Annotated in this window: 20 protein-coding genes; 9 read left to right on the top strand and 11 right to left on the bottom strand. The window is 59.7% G+C overall.

Translation table 11 applies throughout. The annotated features are described in order from the left end of the window. Positions 1 to 101: 101 nt before the first annotated feature. Positions 102 to 860 carry an SDR family oxidoreductase gene (locus tag ACCD00_RS24515; RefSeq protein ID WP_413427918.1) on the bottom strand — a complete coding sequence of 253 codons (759 nt, stop codon included), beginning with the start codon at positions 858 to 860 and terminating at the stop codon, positions 102 to 104. A gap of 165 nt (positions 861 to 1,025) precedes the next feature. On the opposite strand from ACCD00_RS24515, the gene ACCD00_RS24510 reads away from it, so the two are divergent. The 4 genes from ACCD00_RS24510 (at position 1,026) to groL (ending at position 4,538) form a co-directional block, all read left to right on the top strand. Beyond that, positions 1,026 to 1,757, top strand: a complete 732-nt coding sequence (locus ACCD00_RS24510) for a HugZ family protein (RefSeq protein ID WP_057396773.1) — start codon at positions 1,026 to 1,028, stop codon at positions 1,755 to 1,757. A gap of 66 nt (positions 1,758 to 1,823) precedes the next feature. Further along, the gene (locus tag ACCD00_RS24505; RefSeq protein ID WP_108228577.1) at positions 1,824 to 2,300 is read left to right on the top strand and encodes an FxsA family protein; all 477 of its coding nucleotides are present in this window, start codon (positions 1,824 to 1,826) and stop codon (positions 2,298 to 2,300) included. A gap of 248 nt (positions 2,301 to 2,548) precedes the next feature. After that, entirely contained in the window at positions 2,549 to 2,842 is a 294-nt protein-coding gene (locus tag ACCD00_RS24500; protein WP_007985847.1) for a co-chaperone GroES, read from the top strand. A 49-nt stretch (positions 2,843 to 2,891) separates the two neighbouring features. Continuing rightward, positions 2,892 to 4,538 (top strand): chaperonin GroEL, encoded by a 1,647-nt coding sequence (groL, locus tag ACCD00_RS24495; protein WP_413427917.1) that lies wholly within the window; start codon positions 2,892 to 2,894, stop codon positions 4,536 to 4,538. A gap of 243 nt (positions 4,539 to 4,781) precedes the next feature. On the opposite strand, the gene ACCD00_RS24490 is transcribed toward groL, so the two are convergent. Continuing rightward, entirely contained in the window at positions 4,782 to 5,525 is a 744-nt protein-coding gene (locus ACCD00_RS24490) for a phosphatase PAP2 family protein (protein WP_413427916.1), read from the bottom strand. A gap of 54 nt (positions 5,526 to 5,579) precedes the next feature. After that, a complete protein-coding gene (locus ACCD00_RS24485) occupies positions 5,580 to 7,529 on the bottom strand; it encodes an LTA synthase family protein (protein WP_413427915.1) in 1,950 nt (649 codons plus the stop codon). 202 nt (positions 7,530 to 7,731) lie between these two features. Between ACCD00_RS24485 and colR the strand changes: the two genes are divergently transcribed. The 5 genes from colR (at position 7,732) to ACCD00_RS24460 (ending at position 11,450) form a co-directional block, all read left to right on the top strand. After that, complete coding sequence (colR, locus tag ACCD00_RS24480; protein WP_007985839.1) at positions 7,732 to 8,415, top strand: two-component system response regulator ColR; 684 nt, start codon at positions 7,732 to 7,734, stop codon at positions 8,413 to 8,415. Beyond that, positions 8,405 to 9,679, top strand: coding sequence for a sensor histidine kinase (locus tag ACCD00_RS24475; protein WP_413427914.1), 1,275 nt, complete (start codon positions 8,405 to 8,407; stop codon positions 9,677 to 9,679). Before colR ends, ACCD00_RS24475 begins: the two co-directional genes overlap by 11 nt. Positions 9,680 to 9,833: 154 nt before the next feature. Beyond that, on the top strand, positions 9,834 to 10,502 hold the full coding sequence (locus tag ACCD00_RS24470) for a class I SAM-dependent methyltransferase (protein WP_413427913.1): 669 nt from the start codon (positions 9,834 to 9,836) through the stop codon (positions 10,500 to 10,502). Between the two features lie 4 nt (positions 10,503 to 10,506). Further along, a complete protein-coding gene (locus tag ACCD00_RS24465; RefSeq protein ID WP_008018518.1) occupies positions 10,507 to 11,220 on the top strand; it encodes a lipopolysaccharide kinase InaA family protein in 714 nt (237 codons plus the stop codon). Between the two features lie 2 nt (positions 11,221 to 11,222). Further along, on the top strand, positions 11,223 to 11,450 hold the full coding sequence (locus ACCD00_RS24460) for a hypothetical protein (protein WP_413427912.1): 228 nt from the start codon (positions 11,223 to 11,225) through the stop codon (positions 11,448 to 11,450). Positions 11,451 to 11,632: 182 nt separating this feature from the next. Here the strand turns inward: ACCD00_RS24460 and ACCD00_RS24455 are convergent, their stop codons facing one another. The 8 genes from ACCD00_RS24455 to ACCD00_RS24420 form a co-directional block, all read right to left on the bottom strand. Further along, a complete protein-coding gene (locus tag ACCD00_RS24455) occupies positions 11,633 to 14,659 on the bottom strand; it encodes a multidrug efflux RND transporter permease subunit (protein WP_413427911.1) in 3,027 nt (1,008 codons plus the stop codon). A 13-nt stretch (positions 14,660 to 14,672) separates the two neighbouring features. After that, a complete protein-coding gene (locus ACCD00_RS24450) occupies positions 14,673 to 15,821 on the bottom strand; it encodes an efflux RND transporter periplasmic adaptor subunit (RefSeq protein WP_413427910.1) in 1,149 nt (382 codons plus the stop codon). A 201-nt stretch (positions 15,822 to 16,022) separates the two neighbouring features. After that, the gene (locus ACCD00_RS24445; RefSeq protein ID WP_413427909.1) at positions 16,023 to 17,123 is read right to left on the bottom strand and encodes a DUF1513 domain-containing protein; all 1,101 of its coding nucleotides are present in this window, start codon (positions 17,121 to 17,123) and stop codon (positions 16,023 to 16,025) included. 14 nt (positions 17,124 to 17,137) lie between these two features. Then, a complete protein-coding gene (locus ACCD00_RS24440; RefSeq protein WP_413427908.1) occupies positions 17,138 to 18,202 on the bottom strand; it encodes an imelysin family protein in 1,065 nt (354 codons plus the stop codon). Positions 18,203 to 18,229: 27 nt separating this feature from the next. Beyond that, the gene (locus tag ACCD00_RS24435; protein ID WP_413427907.1) at positions 18,230 to 19,657 is read right to left on the bottom strand and encodes a di-heme oxidoredictase family protein; all 1,428 of its coding nucleotides are present in this window, start codon (positions 19,655 to 19,657) and stop codon (positions 18,230 to 18,232) included. Positions 19,658 to 19,946: 289 nt separating this feature from the next. Further along, complete coding sequence (locus ACCD00_RS24430; RefSeq protein ID WP_413427906.1) at positions 19,947 to 21,302, bottom strand: imelysin family protein; 1,356 nt, start codon at positions 21,300 to 21,302, stop codon at positions 19,947 to 19,949. A 255-nt stretch (positions 21,303 to 21,557) separates the two neighbouring features. Continuing rightward, positions 21,558 to 23,609, bottom strand: a complete 2,052-nt coding sequence (locus tag ACCD00_RS24425; protein WP_413427905.1) for a putative bifunctional diguanylate cyclase/phosphodiesterase — start codon at positions 23,607 to 23,609, stop codon at positions 21,558 to 21,560. A gap of 30 nt (positions 23,610 to 23,639) precedes the next feature. Beyond that, positions 23,640 to 23,997: hypothetical protein (locus ACCD00_RS24420; RefSeq protein WP_413427904.1), on the bottom strand; the 358-nt coding region annotated here is incomplete at its 5' end.

Genomic DNA, 23,997 nt, shown 5'->3' with positions numbered 1-23,997 from the left:
GGGCGGGGCCCCCCTCCGGGGGGTGCCAACACACCATATCTTTCCCATCCCCCCCCCCCCCCCCCCCCCCCCCCGCTCCCACATTGGTTTTTGGGTTGGCCTTAGAGACGCAACCCGCCATCCATCTCCAGAATCCGGCCGGTGTAGTAGTCGTTCTCGAAGATGTATGCCGCCGAGTGGGCGATCTCTTCAGGTTTGCCCATGCGCTTGAGCGGGATTCCGGCGGTCATTTTTTCCAACGCTTCGGGCTTCATGCCCAGGGTCATTTCGGTTTCGATGAAGCCCGGCGCAATGCCGGCCACGCGAATACCGTAGCGCGCCAGTTCCTTGGCCCAGGTCACGGTCGCGGCGGCGACACCGGCCTTGGCGGCGGAGTAGTTGGTCTGGCCGACGTTGCCGGCGCGGGAAATCGACGAGATATTGATGATCGCGCCGACGTTTTTCAGCTCGACCATCTTCGCCGCGACTTCACGGGTGCACAGGAACACGCCGGTCAGGTTGACGTCGATGACCGCCTGCCACTGGGCCAGGCTCATTTTGGTCATTTCGCCATCCTTGACCTTGAGTAACAGGCCGTCACGCAGGATCCCGGCATTGTTGATCAAGCCATGGATCGCGCCGAAGTCTTCAGCGACCTGGGCAACCATGTGAGTCACTTGCTCTTCGTTGGCCACGTTGCACAGGTAGGCGCGTGCCTCGACACCCTGGGCCTTGCAGGCTGCGACGGCGTCATCGAGTTTTTCCTGGTTCAGGTCCACCAGCGCGAGTTTCGCGCCCAGGCCTGCGAAATACTCGGCCATGGAGCGGCCTAAACCCTGGCAACCGCCAGTGATAATGATTACTTTGTCAGTGAGTTGCATTCGCATGCCCCCGGTAGCAGGTCTGAGTGGTTTCCTTGATGAGAGCCTCTCGATCTGCACCTGATGTGGCCTGGCTGCACATGAGAACTGCCCCCGATGGCGTGCTGGGACTTTCACCAGCAGCTCGTCCGTTTTTATGACGGATTCTATTTAAGGAGTCATAAATTGAGCGTTGAAGCGGCTAAGCATGCACGAGAATTGCTTCTCAAGGAATACCGTGGAGTGCTCTCGACGCACTCCAAATCGATGCCCGGTTTCCCGTTCGGCTCCGTGGTTCCGTACTGCCTGGACGAGCAGGGCCGGCCGCTGATCCTGATCAGCCGCATCGCCCAGCACACCCACAACTTGCAGAAAGACCCGAAATGCTCGCTGTTCGTGGGCGAGCGTGGCGCTGAGGATGTCCAGGCCGTTGGTCGACTGACCTATCTGGCCGAAGCGCAGCAGCTCGAAGACGAAGCCGCCATCGAAGCCGCCTCCGAACGTTACTACCGCTATTTCCCGGAGTCGCAGGGTTATCACAAGGCCCACGATTTCGACTTCTGGGTGCTCAAGCCTGTACGCCACCGGTATATCGGCGGTTTTGGCGCGATTCATTGGGTCAATGACCTGACCCTGGCCAACCCTTTCGCCGGCAAGGTTGAACTGAGCATGGTCGAGCACATGAACGCCGATCACGCCAAGGCCATCGCCCATTATGTCGAGCTGGCCGGGTTGCCGACAAACGTGCCGGCGCAAATGGCCGGTATCGACGCCGAAGGTATGCACCTGCGCATCGGTCAAAGTCTGTACTGGTTGCCGTTTCAAGCGCCTTGTAATACGCCGACACAAGTCCGGGAGGCCTTGGTTTCTCTGGCTCACGCCGAACATTGGCCGAAAAATGAAGTGGCCGACGCTTGAATTCACGAAACGGCGACGTCATCTAAGGTGAACTGGCAAGGCATTCTTGCGTTGAGGAACCATTTGATGCGCCCTTTTTTGTTGCTCTTTCTGCTGTTCCCGGTGTTGGAGCTGTTCGTATTCGTCAAGGTGGCAGGGTCCATCGGGTTTTTCCCGGCCCTGCTGCTGATCATTCTCGGCTCGATGTTCGGTGTGTTCGTGCTGCGCATCGCCGGCCTGGCCACGGCCCTGCGTGCCCGTGAAAGTCTGAGCCGCGGCGAACTGCCGGCCCAGACCATGCTCGAAGGCCTGATGCTGGCGTTGGCCGGTGGCCTGCTGATTCTTCCGGGTTTCATCAGCGATGTGATCGGCCTGTTCATGCTGCTGCCGTTCAGTCGTCGCCTGCTGGCGGGTAAAATGCGCCAGCGCGCCGAAGAGCAGGCGATGCGTCAGCGAGCGTTCGCCGACGACCTGCAGGCACGCGGCGGTCCAGCCCCCCGCGAGCCACTGGGGCGTGAGCCGACAGTGATCGAAGGCGAGTTCGAACACCGAGATACCAAGTAATGGCACTCCACACACGGCACCTTCGGGTGCCGTGTTCGTTTGCGGGGCATCGACCTGAAAATTTTTTCATCGCCGCCCTTGTAATAAGCTTATGCGCCCTTATGTAACGGTCACCGCAAGGTTTCTGGCGAACACGCCAGACAGACTTCCGCGGTTCGCTTGACGAACCGCAACCGGCATCGCCGGCCTTTGTTAAACCCGCCGGGACTACACCGGCCGATGAAAACCACAATTAGGAGAGATCGACAATGAAGCTTCGTCCTCTGCATGACCGCGTCGTCATCCGTCGCAGCGAAGAAGAAAAGAAAACCGCTGGCGGTATCGTCCTGCCAGGTTCGGCTGCTGAAAAAGCCAACAGCGGCGAAATCCTCGCTGTAGGCACCGGCCGCGTACTGGAAAACGGTGAAGTGCGTGCACTGTCCGTGAAAGTGGGCGACAAGGTTGTGTTCGGTCCTTACTCCGGCAGCAACACTGTGAAAGTCGACGGCGAAGACCTGCTGGTAATGAGCGAGAACGAAATCCTCGCTGTTATCGAAGGCTGATACCCCCGTTCATTTTCCGCTACTACAAAGTATTTAAGGAATATCGATCATGGCTGCTAAAGAAGTTCTGTTTGGCGATTCCGCCCGCAAGAAAATGCTCAAAGGCGTTAACGTCCTGGCTGACGCGGTAAAAGCGACCCTGGGCCCGAAAGGCCGTAACGTGATCATCGAGAAGAGCTTCGGCGCTCCGACCATCACCAAGGACGGTGTTTCCGTCGCCAAAGAAATCGAACTCGAAGACCGTTTCGAAAACATGGGTGCGCAGCTGGTCAAAGACGTTGCCTCCCGTGCCAACGATGACGCTGGTGACGGTACTACCACCGCTACCGTTCTGGCTCAGTCGATCGTCAACGAAGGCCTGAAAGCCGTCGCTGCCGGCATGAACCCGATGGACCTCAAGCGCGGCATCGACAAGGCGACCATCGCCATCGTCAAAGAGCTGAAAAACCTGTCCAAGCCATGCGCTGACACCAAGGCTATCGCTCAGGTTGGTACCATCTCCGCCAACTCCGACAACTCCATCGGCGACATCATTGCCGAAGCCATGGAAAAAGTCGGTAAAGAAGGCGTGATCACCGTTGAAGAAGGCTCGGGCCTGGAAAACGAACTGTCGGTTGTTGAAGGCATGCAGTTCGACCGTGGCTACCTGTCCCCGTACTTCGTCAACAAGCCAGAGACCATGGTCGCTGAGCTGGACGGCCCGCTGATCCTGCTGGTCGACAAGAAGATCTCGAACATCCGCGAAATGCTGCCAGTGCTGGAAGCCGTTGCCAAAGCCGGCCGCCCACTGCTGATCGTGGCCGAAGACGTTGAAGGCGAAGCCCTGGCGACTCTGGTTGTGAACAACATGCGTGGCATCGTTAAAGTCGCAGCCGTCAAGGCTCCAGGCTTCGGCGATCGTCGCAAGGCCATGCTGCAGGACATCGCCGTTCTGACCGGCGGTACCGTTATCTCCGAAGAGATCGGCCTGAGCCTGGAAAGCGCAACCCTGGAAAACCTGGGCAGCGCCAAGCGCGTGACCCTGTCCAAGGAAAACACCATCATCGTTGACGGTGCTGGCGTACACGGCGACATCGAAGCACGCATCACTCAGATCCGTGCTCAGGTTGCCGAAACTTCCTCGGACTACGACCGTGAAAAACTGCAAGAGCGTCTGGCCAAGCTGTCCGGCGGCGTTGCAGTGATCAAGGTTGGCGCTGGTTCCGAAGTAGAAATGAAAGAGAAGAAAGCCCGCGTTGAAGACGCCCTGCACGCTACTCGTGCTGCCGTTGAAGAAGGCGTGGTACCTGGCGGTGGCGTTGCGCTGATCCGCGCTCTGCAAACCCTGAACGATCTGAAAGGCGACAACGCTGATCAGGACGTAGGTATCGCTGTTCTGCGTCGTGCCGTTGAAGCACCGCTGCGTCAGATCGCTGCCAACAGCGGTGACGAGCCAAGCGTTGTGGTCAACGAAGTCAAGAGCGGCAAAGGTAACTTCGGTTACAACGCTGCGACTGGCGAATACGGCGACATGATCGAAATGGGTATCCTGGATCCGACCAAGGTCACCCGTTCCGCGCTGCAAGCTGCATCGTCGATCGGCGGTCTGATCCTGACCACCGAAGCCGCTGTTGCTGATGCACCGAAGAAAGACGGCGGTGCTGGCGGCGGTATGCCAGACATGGGCGGTATGGGCGGCATGGGCGGCATGATGTAAGCCAGCCTTACCCCCGTACGAAAAAACCCCGTCTGCGAAAGCAGGCGGGGTTTTTTATTGCCCGGAATCCGAAGCTAACATCGATCCATTGTGGGAGCGGGCTTGCTCCGGGCGGCGTTCCGACGAAGGCGGAGTGTCAGCCGACATGGATGCTGAATGACACTCCGCCTTCGCGAGCAAGCCCGCTCCCACAGGGAACTGCATAAATCCTGTGGGAGCGGGCTTGCCCGCGAAGGCGTCGGCTCAGACGCTGACGGGTTGAGCCTTGGTGACTTTTTCGGACTTGGAGGCCGGTCGATACAGAACGCAGTAATACGACCCCAGGCAAATCAGCCAGCAGAACACCGCTGTCCACACGTTGTGCGAGAAGAAGTGCGCGCCCTGCATCATCCGCCCGATGGAGAACACCGAGCCGAGGGCGAAGGCGAAGACAAACGCTGCGCGCGCCATGCGCGGGCGACGGTCACGCAATACGAAAAACAGGGCAAACAGGGTGAAACCGGTGGCCGCATGGCCGCCGGGCCAGCAACGTCCCGGTTTTTCGGTGTGCGGGCGAGGGCTCAACAGTTCGCTGTACGTCTCGTGACCGCCGAACTGCTCAAGGCTCCAGGGGCATTGCACTGCGGTCACCGCTTTCATGGGCGTGACAAAGGAAGTCGCCAGGCCCAGGGACAGTACCAGGCAACCCAGTTCGCGCTTGAACGGTTTGAGCCTGGCCATGAAGAACGAAGTGATGTAACCGAGGATGGCGAACACCGAAAATGCAATGACTACCTGCTTGGCGCGGGTATGCAGGATGTTTTCCAGGAAGTAACTGTGCCGTCCGATGAAGTCACCCGCGACCGGGTCGTAGAAAAGCTTGGCAAGGTCCATGTCCAGTGAGGTCAGTTCGAGCAACACCAGAGTGATCGCCGCAACGGCGGGAACCCCCAGACACACCCAGAAATTGAGCGGGCGAGGGGCGGGGCGGACAGCAGTTGATGACATGGTGGATCCTGAACAAAGGAAAAAGCCCCGGGGCATCAGCCCGGGGCGATTCGGTTAACGTTCGCCGACTTGACCGGCACCCTCCTTGGGCGCCTTCCAGCCAAGCAGCTGTTGCTTGAAGCCATAACTGGCAGTTTGGTAATAGGTGATTGCGCGGGTAATCAGTGGGTCACTGGCGGTAGACCGGGACTCGCGACTTTCAGTCAGCGCGTCATCGTGACGACGCAAGCCCTGGCGGGGGCTCAAGATCGCCAGGTCCTTGCCGTCGAACAACCCCAGGTGCTGGTAGTTACCGAGCACCACGCGTGGTGGCAGCGGGTTGTCCTGCAACAGGTTACGGCCAAAGAATGTCGATTCATAATCCAGATTGAGCAAACCCAGCAACGTTGGCGCCAGATCGATCTGGCTGGCCAATTGTGCAGTTTCCCGAGCTTCGATCAACTTGGGCGCATAGATGAACAGCGGAATCTGATAGTTGGCGATGGGCAAGTCTTCCTTACCGGCGCTGCCTGCGGTGTGGTCGGCGACAAAGACGAAGATTGTATTGTCAAACCAGGGTTTTTGACGCGCCTGATCGAGAAACTGACCGATGGCGTAGTCGGTGTACTTCACCGCACCGTCACGGCCGTTGCCGGACTTGATGTCGATCCGGTTGTCCGGATAGGTGTAAGGACGATGGTTGGACGTCGTCATCAGTTGCAGCAGGAATGGCTGCTGCCTGGCGTAGTCGGCATCGGCCAGTTTCAGTGTCTGCCTGTAGAGATCTTCGTCGGCCATGCCCCAGGCATTCTTGAAGTGAATCTCCGACTCCTCGACGCTGCTCTGGTCTACAACGCGATAACCGTTGCCGCTGAAGAACGCATTCATGTTGTCGAAGTAACCGCGCCCGCCATAGACAAACACACTGTCGTAGCCCACGGCATTGAGTTGCTGGCCAAGGCTGGCAAAGCCGCTTTCACGACCCACGCGCTTGACGATCGAGCGGCCGGGTGTCGGCGGAATCGCCAGGGTGATGGCTTCCAGGCCGCGGTCGGTGCGGGTGCCGGTGGCGTAGAAATTATTAAAATACAGGCTCTGCTTGCGCAAGGCATCAAGGTAGGGGGTCAGGTTACGGGTGTCACCGTTGCTGCCCATGTACTTGGCGCTGAAGCTTTCAATGGTGACCAGCACGATATTGGGTTTACGCGGTGCGCCCGGGTTATCGATCTGCCGACGAATGTCCTGCGGGTCCTCACCCACGAAGCGGGCATTGGGTTCTGCCAGTTCGGCGCGTATCTGCTGGGCAACCACGGCCGACGGTAGTGTGCTGTAGAACTGCGGGTAGTCCAGTTCGTTGTTGCGGAATGCCGCGAAGAATTGATACGGGCCATTGCTCGCCAGTTCGTTCTGATAGGCGTTGCCGCCTTGGGCGCGCGGGGCGTCCTGGCTGAGCAGTTGCATGCTCAGGCCGGCGACGATCAACAAACCGAGCACATTCAGCAAGCGCCCACGCAGCGGCGGCAACGGTGCATCGAGTGCAGCGTTGAAGGGTTTGCGCAATGCAAGACTCAGGGCCACGGCCAGCACGGCGAGGATGCTCAGCAGCGTGCCGATCGGGTATGACTCAAGCAGGTTGTTCAGTACTTCGTCGGAATACACCAGGTAGTCGACGGCGATGAAGTTGAAGCGCACGCCGAACTCATCCCAGAACAGCCATTCGGCCACCGAGGTGAACAACATCGCGAACAGACTGACCGTCAGCAGCCCCTGAAGGAACCAGCGATGGCCACGAGTGCGCCACAGGGCCGGCGGGCACAGCAACAGGTAGAGGCCCATCGGCAGTGCCGCGTAGGCAATGAAGCCCAGGTCGTAGAGCAGGCCAATGCCGAACACCGACAGGAATCCGCTTCCGGCCTCATCCAGATGCGTCAGGAGCAGGACTGTTCGAGTCAGAAAAAAAATCACCAGCCAGGAGCCGGTCACCAGCAGCAAAAAGCGCATGGGGGCCGTCTTCAAATAGTCCATTTTTTGTATTCCTTGTTATCAAGCGCGTGAGAGTCTCGGCTGATCACTGTAGTCAGCCCGTGAATCGATAGTGAAAAACTTGTTAATCATACCTTTCGGTTGATCGAATTGATTCACCCCTGGCCTTCCCCTAGCCGTGGGCCGCACTTGGCCTTAAGCTGCGCGGGCCATGACGGCCGTTACTGTGGACGGAGAGATACCCATGCGAATTCTATTGGTTGAAGACAACCGCGATATCCTGGCCAACCTGGCCGATTACCTGGGGCTCAAAGGCTATACCGTGGATTGCGCGCAGGATGGTCTGTCTGGCCTGCATCTGGCGGCCACCGAGCACTACGATTTGATCGTGCTCGATATCATGTTGCCCGGTATCGATGGCTATACCTTGTGCAAGCGCCTGCGCGAAGATGCCCGCCGCGAAACGCCGGTGATCATGCTCACGGCCCGTGATCAACTGGATGACCGTCTGCAAGGCTTCAAGTCGGGTGCCGATGATTACCTGATCAAGCCGTTTGCCCTGTCTGAACTGGCGGCCCGTATCGAAGCGGTCATGCGCCGGACCCAGGGCGGCGGGCGGCGGACCTTGCAGGTCGGCGACCTGAGCTATGACCTTGACACCCTGGAAGTCACCCGCGAAGGCCGGTTGCTGAAACTCAACCCGGTCGGCCTGAAGTTGCTGGCCGTGTTGATGCAGAAAAGCCCTCATGTATTGCGCCGTGAAATTCTTGAAGAGGCGCTGTGGGGGGACGACTGCCCGGACAGCGACAGCCTGCGCAGCCATGTCCACCAATTGCGCCAGGTGATCGACAAACCGTTCGCCAAGCCATTGCTGCAAACCGTGCACGGTGTGGGCTATCGCCTGGCCGAGGGCCGTGATGGAGTTTAAGCAGAGCCTTTCTCAACGCATCATCATTGCCTTTGCGCTGATGAGCGCACTGGTGGCCGGTGCCTTTGCCATGGGCATCGTGGCGACCGTGCACCTGGTGGAGGAAAAACTGATTTCGGCGGGTCTGGGCGGCGATCTGCAGCGCCTGTTGCTGATGGACAATGTCGCGGACTGGAGCCATCGACCCGAACCGGACCAATTGTTCTACTTCAGCGGCGGACGGGGTGATTTCAACTTGCCCAAGGATCTGCGGCACCTGGAGCCGGGGTTCCACGAAGTGTTCCGTGAAAACCTGTCGTACCACGCCATGGTCGAAATCGTCGACGGCCGACGTTACGTGCTGTTGCAGGACCAGAGCGACTTCGAAGAGCGCGAGCGGGTGCTGTTTGCCGTGGTGTTGGTGGGTTTCGTACTGAGCCTGGCGCTGGCGGTGTTTCTCGGCTGGGTCCTGGCACGCAAGGTCATGGCGCCGGTGGTGCGGCTGGCCCGCCAGGTACGCCATCGCGATCAACTGCTCGGTTTGGCCCCCCCTTTGGCTCCGGATTATGCCGCCGACGAAGTGGGCGAGCTGGCCGTGGCCTTCGACGCCACCCTCGGGCGCTTGCGTCAGGCCCTGACCCGCGAGCGGTTATTCACCAGCGACGTCAGCCACGAATTGCGTACACCCCTGATGATATTGGCCAGTTCCTGCGAGTTGCTGCTGGAAAACCCAGGAATCGATCAGCGCGGCCGCGCCCAGGTCGAGCGCATCGCCCGCGCATGCGAAGAAATGCGTGAGCTGGTGCAAACCTTCCTGATGCTGGCCCGTGCCCAGCGCGAAGACGCCAGCATGTCGCCACAGCAGTCCCTGGGCCAGGTGGCCGAGGGCCTGCTCGGTCTGTGGCGCGAGCCCATTGAAAGCAAAGGGTTGAAGCTGATCTTCGAACCGGGCGAGCCTGAGGCCAAGGGCTACAATGCGACGTTTTTGCACGCGGTGATGGGTAACTTGCTGCGCAACGCCTTGCATTACACCGAACAGGGCTTCATCCGCCTGACCCTGACGGGCACGGGCTTTCTGGTCGAAGACAGTGGCGTGGGCATTCCCGAGGAAAAACGCGAGGCGATGTTCGAACCGTTCGTCCGGGGCAACGAAAAGCGCGGGGAAGGGTTGGGCCTGGGACTTTCACTGGTGCAGCGGATCTGTGAAAACCAGGGCTGGAGCGTCAGCCTGACAACCATGGAGCCCAATGGTTGTCGTTTTCAGGTGGAGTTGTCCCGAACCTGATCTGTTGAGTCAGGCGTCCAGCAAACCCTGTCAACTCTGTAAAAGCCTGTAATACTTCCGGGTTTTCCGTAATGAAATTTTCACAAGTGGCTCACCTGACACCGACACCGCGAAACCTAAGGTAGTTGCTATCAGAAGTTCAGGAGACCTGGTGATGGAAGGTCCGATCAAACTCGATTTTTCCGAAAAATACGACGATCAACACGCGCAACGCTATTTGCGCAAACACCAGGAAGGTCTCGGCCGTCGGCTGTCCCATTGGCGTGAAGAACAACTGGCTCGCAAGGCGCTGGCCCTGGTTGGCGAGCCCGGCCTGGTCCTCGACTTGCCGTGCGGTGCAGGGCGTTTCTGGCCCTTGCTGGCGGAAAAAACCAACCGCGTGATCATCGGTGCCGATAACTCGGAGTCCATGCTGAAGGTCGCAACCCAGGCGCAATCCGCCCACGTGGTGAAACGGGTACAGCCCTTGCACACTTCTGCATTCGACATCGCCTTGCCGGACAACGCCGTCGACAGCATTTTTTGCATGCGCTTGCTCCACCACATCGGTGAAGCCGAGCATCGCATGGCCATTTTGCGCGAATTCGAGCGAGTTACCCGTGACAGCGTGATCCTTTCGCTGTGGGTCGATGGCAACTTCAAGGCCTGGAAACGCAAGCGTTCGGAGAAAACCCGTGGGCAGGAAGGTTACCAAAACCGGTTTGTGTTACCGGTCGCTACCGTAGAAAAGGAATTTGAGCAGGCGGGTTTCCGCATCCAGGAACAACTGGACTTTTTGCCGCTCTATGCGATGTGGCGAGTTTACGTATTACGCAAGAGGTAACAGGATGGCAGTGCAGTATGCAGCAGAAACGGAAGTCGCTCCCCAGGATCGCTTCGATTACTTTTGGAATCAGCGCGGTGAATGGGTCGAGGAACCTAACGTCCGTCGCGGCGGGGAAAGCGGCGTTCAACGAGTGATGGGCAGTGATGGTCAGCTGCTCTACGTCAAGCGTCAGACCGGGCATATCCATCGTAGCTGGCAGCACCCTTTCGGGCGGCCGACAGTACTGCGCGAGAGTGCTGCGCTCAACGGTGTCGCCGCGCTTGGCGTACGGGTTCCGCATATCGTTTTCTGCGGCGCGCAGCGTGATCCAGTGCACAAATGGCGTGCCTTGCTGGTCACCAGGTCGCTGGACGGCTTCGAGGAAATCGATCGCTGGTACGCCGGTGGCGGTCGCGAGCGTCATGGTGAAGCCATACATGACCGCGTGCTCAAGGACCTGGCTGAAAACCTGGCGCGCATGCACAAGGGCCGCTGGCAGCACGGTTGCCTTTACGACAAGCACGTATTCGTTCGCGTGACCGGTGAGGGCGAGACGGCCAAGGTCGAAGTGGCCCTGATCGATCTGGAGAAATCCCGACAGCGTTTGACCGCTCATCGCGCAGCGGCCCATGACATGAAGCAGTTGCGTCGCCACTCGTCGTTCAGCGAAGCAGACTGGAAAAAGCTCGTCTACTTTTATGAGACGGCGTTTGGCAGCGCTATCAAGGATTTATAGCGATGAAACTCGAAATTGCACGAGGTTTGTTTCTGGTAGGAGCCTTGGCAGTTGCATCGATCGCGATGGCAGCCTGGGAGCAACCACGCCCCCAGGTTCTCAGCTCGATAAGCGCAGAAGAACATTGTCCGTTGCCGCGGGTTGCGAAGGCATCCGTGGCTACTCGACCCGATCATGATTTGTTGCTGTTCATGTTCGGACTTTCTCAGGGATTGAGGCCGCAGAATTGAACCGATTGAAGCCCAAATGAAAGGCCTCGCTGATGCGAGGCCTTTTTTTTGCCCTGATTTCATGTTTCAACGCTGACCTGTGTGGGAGCGGGCTTGCTCGCGAATGCGGGGTGTCATTCAACAACTCTGTTGTCTGACACCCCGCATTCGCGAGCAAGCCCGCTCCCACAGGTTTTTCTGCATCAGGGTTTATCCGGTTTGGCCAGCAAGGTGTAGATGCAGGGCAACACGAACAGGGTGAACAGTGTGCCGATCGACATGCCCGTCGCGATGACCGTGCCGATGTCGAACCGGCTGACCGCGCCAGCACCGGTGGCGATGATCAATGGCACCATGCCGAATACCATCGCCGCGGTGGTCATCAAGACCGGACGCAGGCGGATGGCTGCTGCTTCCTCCACGGCCTCCCGTGCCGTCAGGCCCTTGTCCTTGCGTAGCTGGTTGGCGAACTCGACGATCAGAATGCCGTGCTTGCTGATCAGCCCGATCAACGTCACCAGCCCGACCTGGGTGTAGATGTTCATGCTCGACCAGCCCAGGAACAGCGGAATCAATGCACCGCAGATAGACAGCGGTACGGTGACCAATATCACCAGCGGGTCGCGGAAGCTTTCGAACTGGGCCGCCAGTACCAGGAAAATGACCGCCAATGCCAAGGCAAAGGTGACCCACAGGGCACTGCCTTCCTGAACGTACTGCCTCGATGCGCCGGCGTAGTCGAAGGCAAAACCGGCAGGTGCCTCTTCCCGGGCGATCTGGTGCACGAGGTCGACGGCTTCCCCCATGCTCACCAGCGGCACTCCGGACAGGATGGCCGAGTTGAGTTGCTGGAACTGGTTCAACTGTCGCGGTCGAGCACGGTCGGTGACGGTGATCAGGGTCGACAGCGCCAACAGTTCGCCCTTGGAGTTTTTCACGTAGTAATTGTTCAGCCAGTCCGGATTGTCGCGAAATGGCTGTTCGACCTGGGCAATGACTTTGTAGCTGCGACCTTCAACAGTGAAACGGTTGATCTCGGCTTCACCCAGCAGGGTTGCCAGGGTGCCCCCCAGATCCTGCATGGAAACCCCCATCTGCGCGGCCTTGGCACGGTCGATATCGACCACCACTTCCGGCTTGTCGAAAGCCAGGTCAACGTGGACAAACGCAAACTTGCCGGATTCCTTCGCCCGTTTTTTTACCCGGTCGGCCACCTGCAGCAGCAATTCGTAATCATTGGCGGAGTTGATGACGAACTGGAACGGCACGCCTTCGCCGGTGCCCGGCAGTGATGGCAGGTTGAAACCGAAAATCTGCAACCCCGGGATCTTTTCCAGTTTGGCCTGCACCTCGGGCAGGATCGACATTTGCGTGCGGCTGCGCTCGTTCCACGGCTTGAGCAGGAAACCGCCGATGCCCGATTGCACGCCGTTGAAACCATTGATCTGGAACGACGAGTAGTACTCGGGAAACGCCTTGAAGATCGAGACAAACTCGTCGGTGTAGATGTTCAGGTAGTTGAGGTTGGTCGGTTGCGGGGCATTGGCGATCATGAAAATGATGCCCTGGTCCTCATCCGGTGCCAGCTCCGACTTGGTGAATTTGAGAAGGACCGGAATCAGGCACAACACGATTACAGCGAACACCAATACCACCGGCCGGGTGTTGAGGGTGCCGTGAAGCAGGCTCTGGTAGCGGCGCTTGAGGCTTTCGAAAATCAGGTCCAGGCGATGGGCCAGGCCACTGGGGTTCTCATCGTGGCGCAGCAGGAACGCACACATCATCGGCGACAGGGTCAGGGCGACGATTCCGGAAATCACCACCGCGCCGGCCAGGGTCAGGGCGAACTCCTTGAACAGCGCCCCGGTCAGGCCGGTCAGGAAACCGATCGGTGCGTACACCGCTGCCAGGGTGATGGTCATCGACACCACCGGCATCGCAATTTCCCGGGCGCCTTCAATGGCGGCTTCGAGCGGTGTCTTGCCTTCCTCGATGTGGCGGTGAATGTTTTCCACCACGACGATGGCGTCATCCACCACCAGACCGATGGCCAATACCATCGCCAGCAGGGTGAGCAGGTTGATCGAGTACCCCATCATCTGCATGAAAAACATGACGCCGATCATCGACAGCGGGATGGTCACCACCGGGATCACCACCGAACGCAGGGCCCCGAGGAACAGGAACACCACCACGATCACGATCAGCACCGCTTCGAACAGGGTTTTCACCACTTCGTCGATCGAGGCCTGGATGAACAGGGTGGCGTCGTAGGCGATTTCCCCCTTGAGGTTCGGCGGTAGCTGGGCCTCGAGGTCCGGCATGATCTTGCGCACTTCCTTGATCACTTCCAGCGGGTTGGCGCCAGGCGTCGCCTTGATGCCGATATACACCGAAGGAGTGCCACCGAACGAGCTGATGGTGTCGTAGTTTTCCGCGCCCATTTCCACGCGCGCCACATCCCGTAGCAGCACACGGCTGTCGCCTTCGACCTTGAGCGGAATTGCCCCGAAGGCTTCGGCGGACTTGAGTTCAGTATTGGCGTTGATGCTGGTGACCACGTATTCGCCTTTCACCTCGCCGGCAGCCGAAAGGAAGTTGTACTGGCGCACCGCGTTGGTCACATCGCTGGCACTGAGGCCGAAACCCGCGAGCTTCGCCGGGTCCAGCCACAGGCGCATGGCAAATACCTGGTTGCCGAGGATCTCGGCTTCGGCCATGCCGGGCAAGGTCGCCAGTTTCGGCTGGATCACCCGTGACAGGTAATCGGTAATCTGCGGGTTGTTCAATTCCTTGCTGAAGAAGCTCATATACATCAGCACTGACGCATCGGCAGATTGCTTGCTCAGCACCGGGTCTTCAGCGTCCTGGGGCAGCTGGCTCTTGACCTCGTTGGCCTTGGCCAGCAGTTCGGTAAACAGACGGTCGCTGTTGGAGCCGACGCGTGCGTAGATCGAGATCACCGAAAAGTTCTGGCGACTCACCGAGGTCATGTAGTCGATGCCCTCGGCGCTCGCCAGGCTTTGCTGCATCGGTTGAGTGATATAGCCCTGGATGGTTTCGGCGTTGGCCCCGGGGTAGGCGGTGGTCACCGTGATCAGGGCGTTTTCCATTTGCGGGTACTGGCGCAGCGGCAGCTTGCCCCAGGCCTGGAAGCCCAGCAGCACAATCAGCAGGCTGACTACGGTTGCGAGAACCGGGCGGCGGATGAACGGATCGGTAAATGCCATGGGGATTCCTTGATCAGTCCGCGCGTGGCGGGCTGCTCTGCTCAGCCAGGGTCTTGTCGTCGCTGATGGCAATGCGTGCGCCGTTGTCCAGTTTGAGCTGGCCGGCGGTCACCACTTTGTCGCCGCTCTGCACGCCTTTGGTGATCATCACTTGCCCGTCGCGGCGTTCGCCGGTTTCGACAAAACGCCGCTCGGCGATCAGCACCGGCTGGCCCTTGTCATCCTTTTGCAGGCTGCCATCTTCGGCCTTCTTTGGTACGGCCACGTACACCGAGTTGCCGTAGAGCGTGTAGGTAATCGCGCTTTCCGGTACCACGATGCGCGGTTGCGGGTCGGGCAGGAGCACCTGGAGGCTGGCGAACATGCCTGGCATCAACTTGCCATCGGGGTTGGCCAGGGTGGCGCGGACCTGCACGTTACGGGTGCTGTTCTCGACTTTGGGGTTGATTGCACTGATGGTGCCGGGGTACTCCAGGGTCGGATACGCCGCGACAATGACCCGCACTGGCTGGCCGAGAGCAATCTTCGGCACCGACTGCTCGGGCACGAAAAAGTCGACATACAGGCTACTGAGGTCTTGCAGGGTGGCGATCATGGTGCCGGTGGCCACATAGTCGCCGACGTCCACCTGACGAATGCCGATGGTGCCGCTGAACGGCGCGACGATGCGTTTTTTCTCGAGCGCGGCCCTGAGCTGATTGACCGTGGCCCTGCTCTTTTTCAGGACCGCCGAGAGGCGGTCGAACTCGCCTTTGGAAATGGCCTGGCTGCCGACCAGTTGGCTACCGCGACCGTAATCGAGCTGTGCCAGCCCGAGGTCGGCCAGAGCAGTTTCCAGCAGGGCACTTTCAACGGCGCTGTCGAGACGCAGGAGTGGTTGACCGGCCTTGACCTTTTGCCCTGACTCGAACTGCAAATCGATGACGGTGCCATCGGTCTCCAGGCTCAGGTCCACGCCTTGTAACGCCTTGAGCGTGCCAACAGTAGGCAGGCGGGCTTGCCATGGACGCTCGGTGGCGGTGGCCACGGCAACGCTGATGGCCGGTCTGGGCGCAGAGAAGCCTTGAACCATCGTGTAGATCGAGAAGGCTTTGTACGCGGCCAGGACCAGCACAATCAGTAGAACAACACCCAACATGATCAGCATGCGGCGACGCAGCATATTCCAGTTCCTTGGAGGAAATCAGGTGAGACAGCGGGGCACATTACCGGGAGTGTAGAGGGTAATCCAACTGCCGTTTTTACAGTTTGTGAGGTATTAGAGAGGCGAAAGCCTGAAAAGATTCGCCGCCTTGGGCCGCGCCTGCCGTGTGTCCGTCACCCGGATACAAGCGCAGCCCAAGGCGGCGATTTTTTCAATGATTCAGGCTATCAGATGCAGATGGTTGTCCCAGAGCCCTGCCGGCAGCTCCAGCGGCTTTGCAATAAGAGTTGTCTGGCGGCAGTCGTAGTAGCGGCAGCGCCCCTGACCCGAGGTCACGACAAATCCATCGGCCACGGCACCGACCCCGGCGCAATCGGGCAGTGGTGCATCCAGGCGTACTTCACCGCTGTCCAGGTCCCAGATGAAAAAGCGGTTGCCCCGCGGTGCAGTCAACGCCACCAGGCGCAAGTCGCTATGTATCGCGACACTGGCGGTGTAGTGCCCCATGGCCTGCAACTGGTGCTCGGGTACCGGGAATGCTACGAAAGGCTGACCGGGACGCTTGATCGCCAACAGCTCCGACGACTCGTGGGCCGCACCCATGAACTGCTGGCTGGCGACGATGGTGCCGTCACTGGCGATGGCGAGATGGCGCACGCTGTTCATCTGCTGGGCGAGGGTTTCCTTGCTCAACAGGGTGCCGTCACGTTGCATCAGGACCAGGCTTGGTTCCATGGCGTTGAGGTTCATCTCCACCCGGCTTTCGGCTTCAGTGCGAATCCCGCCGTTGGCCACCACCAGGGTTTCGCCGTCGGGCATCCACGACACCTGGTGCGGCCCGAGGCCGTGGGTGGAAATTTCACCGCTGTGCACCAGCCGTCCGCCGTCGAATTTATACACACCGAGCAGGCCGCGCCCCGGATCGCTGGTGTCGTTTTCGGTGGCGTACAGCCAGTCGCCGCTGTGGTGAATCACCGCGTGTCCGTAGAAGTGCCGGTTGGGCTGTGACACCACGGTTTGCAGGAGCGCGCCGTCGCGCAGGTCGATCAGGTAGCTCTCGGTACCCGGACGGCGGGCGACAAACAGCGCAATCGGCTGTGTCGGGTGGTTGATGATGTCGTGGCAACGCTGGCCGACCCGGGTGGCGAACACCTGGGTGCCGTCCAGTCGATAACCCACGGCGTAATGCTGGCCATCGGTATCGTCCCGTGCCGAAAGCAACAACGGACTCTTGTCCTTTTGCTTGAACAGCTTCCAGCCGCCCAGCGTCACCGCACCCAGCAACAAACTACCTAATGTCAGAACCTGGCGTCGCAGCATGGAGCTCGCCCTCATCAGTCACCGTCGTTGGCGTTGAAGCCCAGTTGGATGCCCAGCGCCTTGGCCAGATCAGCTTCGTGCAGGCGATGGACGACGTTGAGGCTGTCATACAGCTCGTTGAGCTGCTGGCGACCGGCGTCGTCATTGAGCATTTCGGTCAGCGAACGCTGGTTGCCGGCGAACAGCTTCAGCGAGGCGGCATAGGCCGCATCGATCTTGTCGGCCAACGGTTTATGCTCGCTCGGCAACAGGCTGCGCAGGCCTTTGTTATCCACACCTTCCCAGACGGTTTTGGCGGCCGCGAGGCTGGCTTCGAGGCTGGTCAGGGAAGCCTGGCTACGCCATGCATCGGCCTGGAACGGTTGTGGTACGCCCTTGCTCTGGCGACCCATCGGCGTGCCGAGTTTCTTCTTCAGGGTGTCGATGGCCGTGACTTGCACACGCAGCAGATCGGCGATCGCTTCGTGGGAGTCCGCGTAGCGCTGGTTCGGGAACTTGCTCATTTGCGCGAGCATGCCGTCGGTGTTGTTCCAGGTTTGCAGAATCTCTTCGGCCAATTGCTTCTGGCGTTCGCCAATCGCAACCAATAGCGGGCAATACCTGGCCTTCTGTTCAGCGTTGGCTATGTCAGGCTTGCTGTCGAACAGAATGTATTCGTAGGCCGAGAGGCCCTGTACCACAACGCTGGACTTGGCCAGTGCGGCAGCATCGATCTGCGGCTGGGTGGTGACCAGTTGCTCGACCTGACGGCCGACCAGGTTTTTCTTGTCCGGCCAGAACTGCACTTGCCACGAACGGTTGCCTTCGGCCAACGGCCCGATCAGCAATGGTTGCAGTTCGGCCCAGGCTTTTTGCGCGTGCAGGAAGTCGGCACGGGCGGTTTCCAGGGTTTCCTTGCCTTCGCAATAGGCGAGGGCGCTGACCGCCAATTGACGGTCGGCTTCAACCCAACGGGTGTAGGTCGGCAGGATCACCGACTTGGCGATGGCCGCCGACGTGACCGCTTGCGGGTCCTGGGGCGAACAGGCACCCAGGGCGAGTGCGGCAAGGCTGGTGAACAACAGTTTGGGACGGAACATGTCGGGCTCCCGCGAGTGGAATGCGTGTTAAAGGGAATTCAGGAACGCCAGCAACGCGGTGCGCTGCTCGGCATTGAAAGACAAAACCTGTTGCTGCGCCGCTGTCGCTTCGCCGCCATGCCAGAGCACGGCTTCGAGCAAGTTGCGGGCACGGCCGTCGTGCAGGAACTGGGTGTGGCCGCTGACCGCCTGTGTCAGGCCGATGCCCCACAACGGCGGGGTCCGCCATTCGCGGCCGCTGGCCTGGAATTCGCTACGGTTATCGGCCAGGCCGTCGCCCATGTCATGCAGCAGCAGATCGCTGTACGGGCGAATCACTTGATTGGCCAGTTCAGGTTCGGCGGCGTTGGCGGCGGTGGTGTATTTCGGTGTGTGGCAGGACTGGCAACCGGCCTGATAAAACAGGGTCTTGCCGGCCAGCACTTCAGGGGCGTTGACGTCACGACGAGCCGGGACGGCGAGGTTACGGCTGTAGAACAGCACCAGGCTCAGGATGTTATCGCTGACTTCCGGCTCGCCATTCGGGCCGTTGCCACTGGGTGCCTGTTTGCAGGCAATTTGCGCATCCGTGCAGTCATCAAAGGGTCTCAGGCTGGTCGTGAGGCCCATGTCACCCGAAAAAGCGTGAACATTTTGTTGATTGAGGTTCGGTTGTCCGGCTTTCCAGCCAAATCTTCCCAAAACTGTCTTTTGCCGGGCATCGTCCCACACCTGGTTCGGCCGTCCGCTGATGCTGTTGTTCGCCTTTGCCTGTGCTTCTGCGTTGGCCAGGATCGCCTCATCGGGGATCGCTTCGAGCAGGCCCAGGCCAATCATCGGCGGCGCTACACGCGCCGAGAAACGGGTGTCGGGGTGCATCGGGCCGTAGCCCAGCCGGGTGATGTTCAGGCTTGGCTTGCGCAGCTCGACTTCGGTGCCGTCCTTGAAGCGAACCGGCACGGCGGTGTAGTCGACCCGCACCTTGCCTTCGGGGGCCACACCGGGTACGGCCATGTCCTGGAACTGACCGCCGTAGACGGGCTCCGGCACCACGCCGAGCTGTTCGATGACCCTGGCATACTCCGGGGCGTCGGGAATCGACAGGCGTACCAGCATCGACACAGCGTTCGCATCGTCCGGAGTCGGCGGATGGCCGCGGCCGTCCTTGATGTGGCAGCCCTGGCAGGCATTGGTGTTGAACAGTGGGCCAAGGCCATCGCGAGCGGTCGTCGTCGACGGGGCGATCACCCAGGGGCTGCGGAAGAAACTGTTGCCGACGCTGAAATCCACACGCCGTGACGGCGGCAGATTCGCCGAGGGCATCGAAAACGCGTTCTGATCGGTCTTGCGCACAGTCGCACTGCCGCCGGAGCGGGCTTCACCGGGTTCAGCCTGGGTGAATTTCGGCGCGTCATCGCAGGCACTCAGGCCCAATGCCAGAAACAGTGCGGACAAGCGAAGAGGCAGCGGGGGCATCAGACATCCTGAAAGACGAGCAAAACAAGGGCGCAAAGTCTAACAGGGGATGGGAATTTGAATAAGAGGAATTATCGTTTGCTTGATGTGAGGCAAGAGTCTATCTGCAAACCACGATCCCCTGTAGGAGCGAGCTTGCTCGCGATGAATTCGAAGGCAACGCATTTTTCCAGGCAGCACGCGTCACCGTTCACGTCCATCGCGAGCAAGCTCGCTCCTACAGTGGTCAGTGCTCCGGCCAACAAAAAAGGCGACCCGCAGGTCGCCTTTTTCATTCAGCCAGCGTTGATCAGAATTCGTGATCAGCGTTGTCCGGGTTCAGGTCGTTGATGCCCAGTTTGCCAGCGGCGGCTTCGATCGAACCGGTCTGCTTGACCAGCGACGCGATGGCGTCACGGACGATCTGGTTGCCCGCGGTGTTGCCGGCAGCGATCAACTGGTCGTAGTGCTCACCCTTGTTGGCGTGATCAACCATCAGCTGGATCTTGGCTTCGGTGGCGGCCAGGTCGGCTTTCAGCGCGGTGTCGGCAGCCGGGTCGGCCTTGGCCACCAGGGACGACAGGCTGGCGCCAGTCATTTTGGTGCCGTCGACACGGGTGTATTCACCCAGATACACGTTACGAATGCCCTTGGCATCGTAGAAGTGCGAGTTGTGAGTGTTGTCGCTGAAGCAATCCTGTTCGTCTTCCGGGGAGTTGGCTTCCAGGGAAACCTTCATGCGCTCGCCCGCCAGTTCACCCAGGGACAGGCTGCCCATGCCGAACAGCATTTTGCGCAGGCCGGACTCAGCCGGTTCCGCTTCCAGGGTGGCGCGGTAGTTGTCGGCCACGTTCGGCTTCCAGTTGCCGACCATTTCTTCCAGGTCGCTGACCAGCAGCTGGGTCACGGACTTCAGGTAGGCACGACGACGGTCGTTGTGGCCGCCGGTAGCGCCTTTGCCTTCCAGGTAGTCCGAGGCCGGACGGTTGCCGGCGCCTGGGCCGGTGCCGTTCAGGTCCTGGCCCCAGAGCAGGAATTCGATGGCGTGGTAGCCGGTGGCGACGTTGGCCTCGGAACCGCCCAGCTCGTTCAGGCTGGCGAGTTTTTCCGGGGTGATGTCTTTGACATCGACCTTGTCTTCGCCGATCTGCACTTCAGTGTTGGCGATGATGTTGGCGGTAGCACCCGGGTTGCCAAGGGCGTGTTCGTAGGATTTGTCGACGTAGTCGATCAGGCCTTCGTCCAGCGGCCAGGAGTTCAACTGACCTTCCCAGTCATCAATGATGGTGTTGCCGAAGCGGAACACTTCGCTCTGCAGGTAAGGCACGCGAGCGGCAACCCAGGCAGCCTTGGCGGCTTTCAGAGTGTCGGCGTTCGGCTTGGCGAGGAAGGCGTCGATGGCGGTTTGCAGGGTCTTCGCGGTGGATTCGGCATCGCTGTAGACGGCGAAAACCATGTCGGCGTAGTGAGCGACAACGGCTTTGCCGGCGGCTTCGTCGACTTTACCGGCAGCGGCAGGCGCAGCGGCTGGAGCAGCCGGGGCAGCCGCAGTGCTGGCAGCTGGCGCAGGCGCGGCAGCTTTGTCTTTGTCTTTGCCTTCGCCGCAACCGGCGAGGGAAATAGCGATGGCCAACAGACTGGCGGTAGCCAGAGGCATACGAATCATGGCGAACATCCTGCTTCGATAGAGGGTGGAGTCGTGCTATGCGCACGCAAAACTGCGACATAATGCAAATCTTTCGCATTATGTGTAAAGGGTTGTACCTGGAAATATTTCTTATTCACAGAGTGAGGATCGCAACTCTGTAGGAGCGAGCTCGCTCGCGATGAACCTGAGAACAACGCGCTCATCCAGAATGAGCGCGTTATCGTTCACGACCATCGCGAGCAAGCTCGCTCCTACAGACGGGGCGGGGTTTTTTTACAAAATAGCGGCGTTACTGCGTTGGGCCTGCTTCAGGTACAGACCCAGTTCCCGTGCCGGCAACGGCTTGCTGTAGTGATAGCCCTGACCTTCGTGGCAGCCTTCGGAAATGATGTAGGCCTCTTGCTCGGCGGTTTCCACGCCTTCGGCGATCACCTGCATGCCCAGGCTCTTGCCCAGCTGGATGATGGCGCGAACGATGGTCGCATCGTCGTCGTCATCGAGCAGGTCCTGAACGAAGCTCTTGTCGATCTTGATCTTGTCCAGCGGCAGGCTTTTCAGGTAGCTCAAGGATGAATAGCCGGTTCCGAAGTCATCGATGGCGATCAGCGCGCCGGATCGACGCAGGCTGAGCAGGTGCTGGGCCGCCGTGCTGATGTCTTCCATCAGGCCGGTTTCGGTGACTTCCAGCTCCAGGCTGCGCGGCGGCAGGCGGTACATCTGCAGCAGGTTGTTGACCACCCGGGGCAGTTCGGCGTGGTGCAATTGAACCGTGGACAGGTTTACCGCCATGCGCAGGTCGCTGAAGCCCTGGTCATGCCACTCGCGTAGTTGTTTGCAGGCCTGGTCCAGCACCCATTCGCCGATGGCAATGATGGTGCCGTTCTGTTCGGCCAGCGGGATGAACAGGTCTGGCGGCACCAGGCCGTGCTCGGGATGTTGCCAGCGAATCAGGGCTTCGACGCCCACCACGCGGTTGTCGCGGTAGCTGATCTGCGGCTGGTAGACGAGGTAGAACTGATTGCGGATCAGGGCATCGCGCAGGTCTTTTTCCAGTTCGCGGCGGCGGCGCATTTCGGTGTCGACGCTGGCGATATAGAACTGATAGCGGTTGCGCGAGCGGGTCTTGGCCAGCGTCATGGTCTGCTCGGCCTTTTGCAGCAACTTCTCGGTGCTGTTGCCGTCCTCGGGGAACAGGGTGATGCCGATGGTGGCACGCAGGCGAATCTCCTGATGATCGAGGGCGAACGCCGCCTCCAGATCATCGAGAATGCTTTGCGCCAGTTCGGCGGCTTCATAGGGTTGCTCGATATCGGCCTGGACCAGGGCGAACTGGTCGCCACCGAGGCGGGCAAGGGCTCCCAGGCGACCGCTATGACCGCGCAGGCGATCGGCCAGGGCCAGCAGCAACTGGTCGCCGGTCTGGTAGCTGAACTGCTCGTTGATGCCCTTGAAGTCATCGAGGCCGACACACAACACCGCCACCCGGCGCTGTAGCCTGCCGGCGTCTATGAGGATCTTGTCCAGCTGCTGCTGCAATTGCTGCCGGTTCGGCAGCCCCGTCAGGAAATCGTATTGGGACATGCGCAACAGGCTGTTTTCCGCTTCGTGGCGCAGGTGGGTATTGCGTTCGATGGATTCGAGCAACTGGTTGGCGGTGTTGATCCAGATGCCCAGTTCGTTTTTCTCGTGACCCTTGAGCAGCGGAATCTTGTGTTCGCTGGGACGGTCCGGATTGATTTCCGTGAGGTGCTCGATGATCCGTGACAGCGGCTTGGTCAGCAGCCAGTGATAGACCAGATACAACACCAGCCCCATGGCGAGCGCACGCAGTACGCCGGAGATGAAGATGATCACCGAGCTGATAATGAAACCCTGACCATAGGTGGCGGTATCGAGGGTGATGCTCAGGTCGCCGTAGTACTCGCTGTAAGGCCCGCGACCGACCAGTTGGGTGGTGAAGGTGCGTTCCTTGCCAAGAATCAGGTCGGTCAGCCAGCGACTGTGGGATTGCTGCAACTCACGGGTTTTTTGCGCAAGCATGGCTTCGTTGGGATGGCCGATGGAAGCCTGGCGCACGGCGGCGTCCTGAAACAGGCCTTCGATCACCTGCATACCCATTTCCCGGTCGAGGCTATAGACAGCCTGGGTCGAGGGGTCGCGAAACATGTCGAGGATGCGCTCGGCATCGCTGGCAACAGCCTGACGTGTTTTATAGGCATCGAACACGATCTGCGCGCAGCTCAAGATCACGCCTACGATCAATGCCGACAGGAGTACGACCCGAAGCAACTTCACCGACAAGCTGTTCTTGAGTTCCAGCTTCAAAGGGTTATTCCTTGTTCCGTGCGGGTAGCATCAAGTTGCCATGAGTATTGGCAATCCCGTGATGGCAGTCAAAGGGACAATCATCCTTGGGGGATTTTGCCCGCAGCTTGGCCGATTTGCAGTTGTCTTGACGAGTTTGCCTATTAGCACTGTGTCGGTTGTCGAGTCCTTCAACTTGAGGGGCGGGGTGGAGATATTTTCCTTTTGTTTGATGTTAGTCGGCAGTGGCGGTGGAGCAAGGGGCGGGAGGCTGGTTTCATCTTGGGATATTGGCTTCGTGCGGGTTTTTGGGGGGGCATATCCATTGCTGCGGTAACGGCGGCTGGCGGTTTCGCCCTTACGGCGAGTCCCTTTTGGCAAACGCCCCAAAAGGAACCAAAAGGTCTCG

This window comes from Pseudomonas sp. Pseusp3 (assembly GCF_047304225.1).
GTDB classification, from domain to species: domain Bacteria; phylum Pseudomonadota; class Gammaproteobacteria; order Pseudomonadales; family Pseudomonadaceae; genus Aquipseudomonas; species Aquipseudomonas fluorescens_CD.
Note: the sequence above shows the minus strand (reverse complement) of the source record. Positions and strands in the feature narration are given on the sequence as shown.

Coding starts and splice junctions, on each gene's coding strand:
- ACCD00_RS24515 (WP_413427918.1), bottom strand. CDS start 860: ATGCAACTCACTGACAAAGTAATCATTATCACTGGCGGTTGCCAGGGT.
- ACCD00_RS24505 (WP_108228577.1), top strand. CDS start 1,824: ATGCGCCCTTTTTTGTTGCTCTTTCTGCTGTTCCCGGTGTTGGAGCTG.
- ACCD00_RS24500 (WP_007985847.1), top strand. CDS start 2,549: ATGAAGCTTCGTCCTCTGCATGACCGCGTCGTCATCCGTCGCAGCGAA.
- groL (WP_413427917.1), top strand. CDS start 2,892: ATGGCTGCTAAAGAAGTTCTGTTTGGCGATTCCGCCCGCAAGAAAATG.
- ACCD00_RS24490 (WP_413427916.1), bottom strand. CDS start 5,525: ATGTCATCAACTGCTGTCCGCCCCGCCCCTCGCCCGCTCAATTTCTGG.
- ACCD00_RS24485 (WP_413427915.1), bottom strand. CDS start 7,529: ATGGACTATTTGAAGACGGCCCCCATGCGCTTTTTGCTGCTGGTGACC.
- colR (WP_007985839.1), top strand. CDS start 7,732: ATGCGAATTCTATTGGTTGAAGACAACCGCGATATCCTGGCCAACCTG.
- ACCD00_RS24475 (WP_413427914.1), top strand. CDS start 8,405: ATGGAGTTTAAGCAGAGCCTTTCTCAACGCATCATCATTGCCTTTGCG.
- ACCD00_RS24470 (WP_413427913.1), top strand. CDS start 9,834: ATGGAAGGTCCGATCAAACTCGATTTTTCCGAAAAATACGACGATCAA.
- ACCD00_RS24465 (WP_008018518.1), top strand. CDS start 10,507: ATGGCAGTGCAGTATGCAGCAGAAACGGAAGTCGCTCCCCAGGATCGC.
- ACCD00_RS24460 (WP_413427912.1), top strand. CDS start 11,223: ATGAAACTCGAAATTGCACGAGGTTTGTTTCTGGTAGGAGCCTTGGCA.
- ACCD00_RS24455 (WP_413427911.1), bottom strand. CDS start 14,659: ATGGCATTTACCGATCCGTTCATCCGCCGCCCGGTTCTCGCAACCGTA.
- ACCD00_RS24450 (WP_413427910.1), bottom strand. CDS start 15,821: ATGCTGCGTCGCCGCATGCTGATCATGTTGGGTGTTGTTCTACTGATT.
- ACCD00_RS24445 (WP_413427909.1), bottom strand. CDS start 17,123: ATGCTGCGACGCCAGGTTCTGACATTAGGTAGTTTGTTGCTGGGTGCG.
- ACCD00_RS24440 (WP_413427908.1), bottom strand. CDS start 18,202: ATGTTCCGTCCCAAACTGTTGTTCACCAGCCTTGCCGCACTCGCCCTG.
- ACCD00_RS24435 (WP_413427907.1), bottom strand. CDS start 19,657: ATGCCCCCGCTGCCTCTTCGCTTGTCCGCACTGTTTCTGGCATTGGGC.
- ACCD00_RS24430 (WP_413427906.1), bottom strand. CDS start 21,302: ATGATTCGTATGCCTCTGGCTACCGCCAGTCTGTTGGCCATCGCTATT.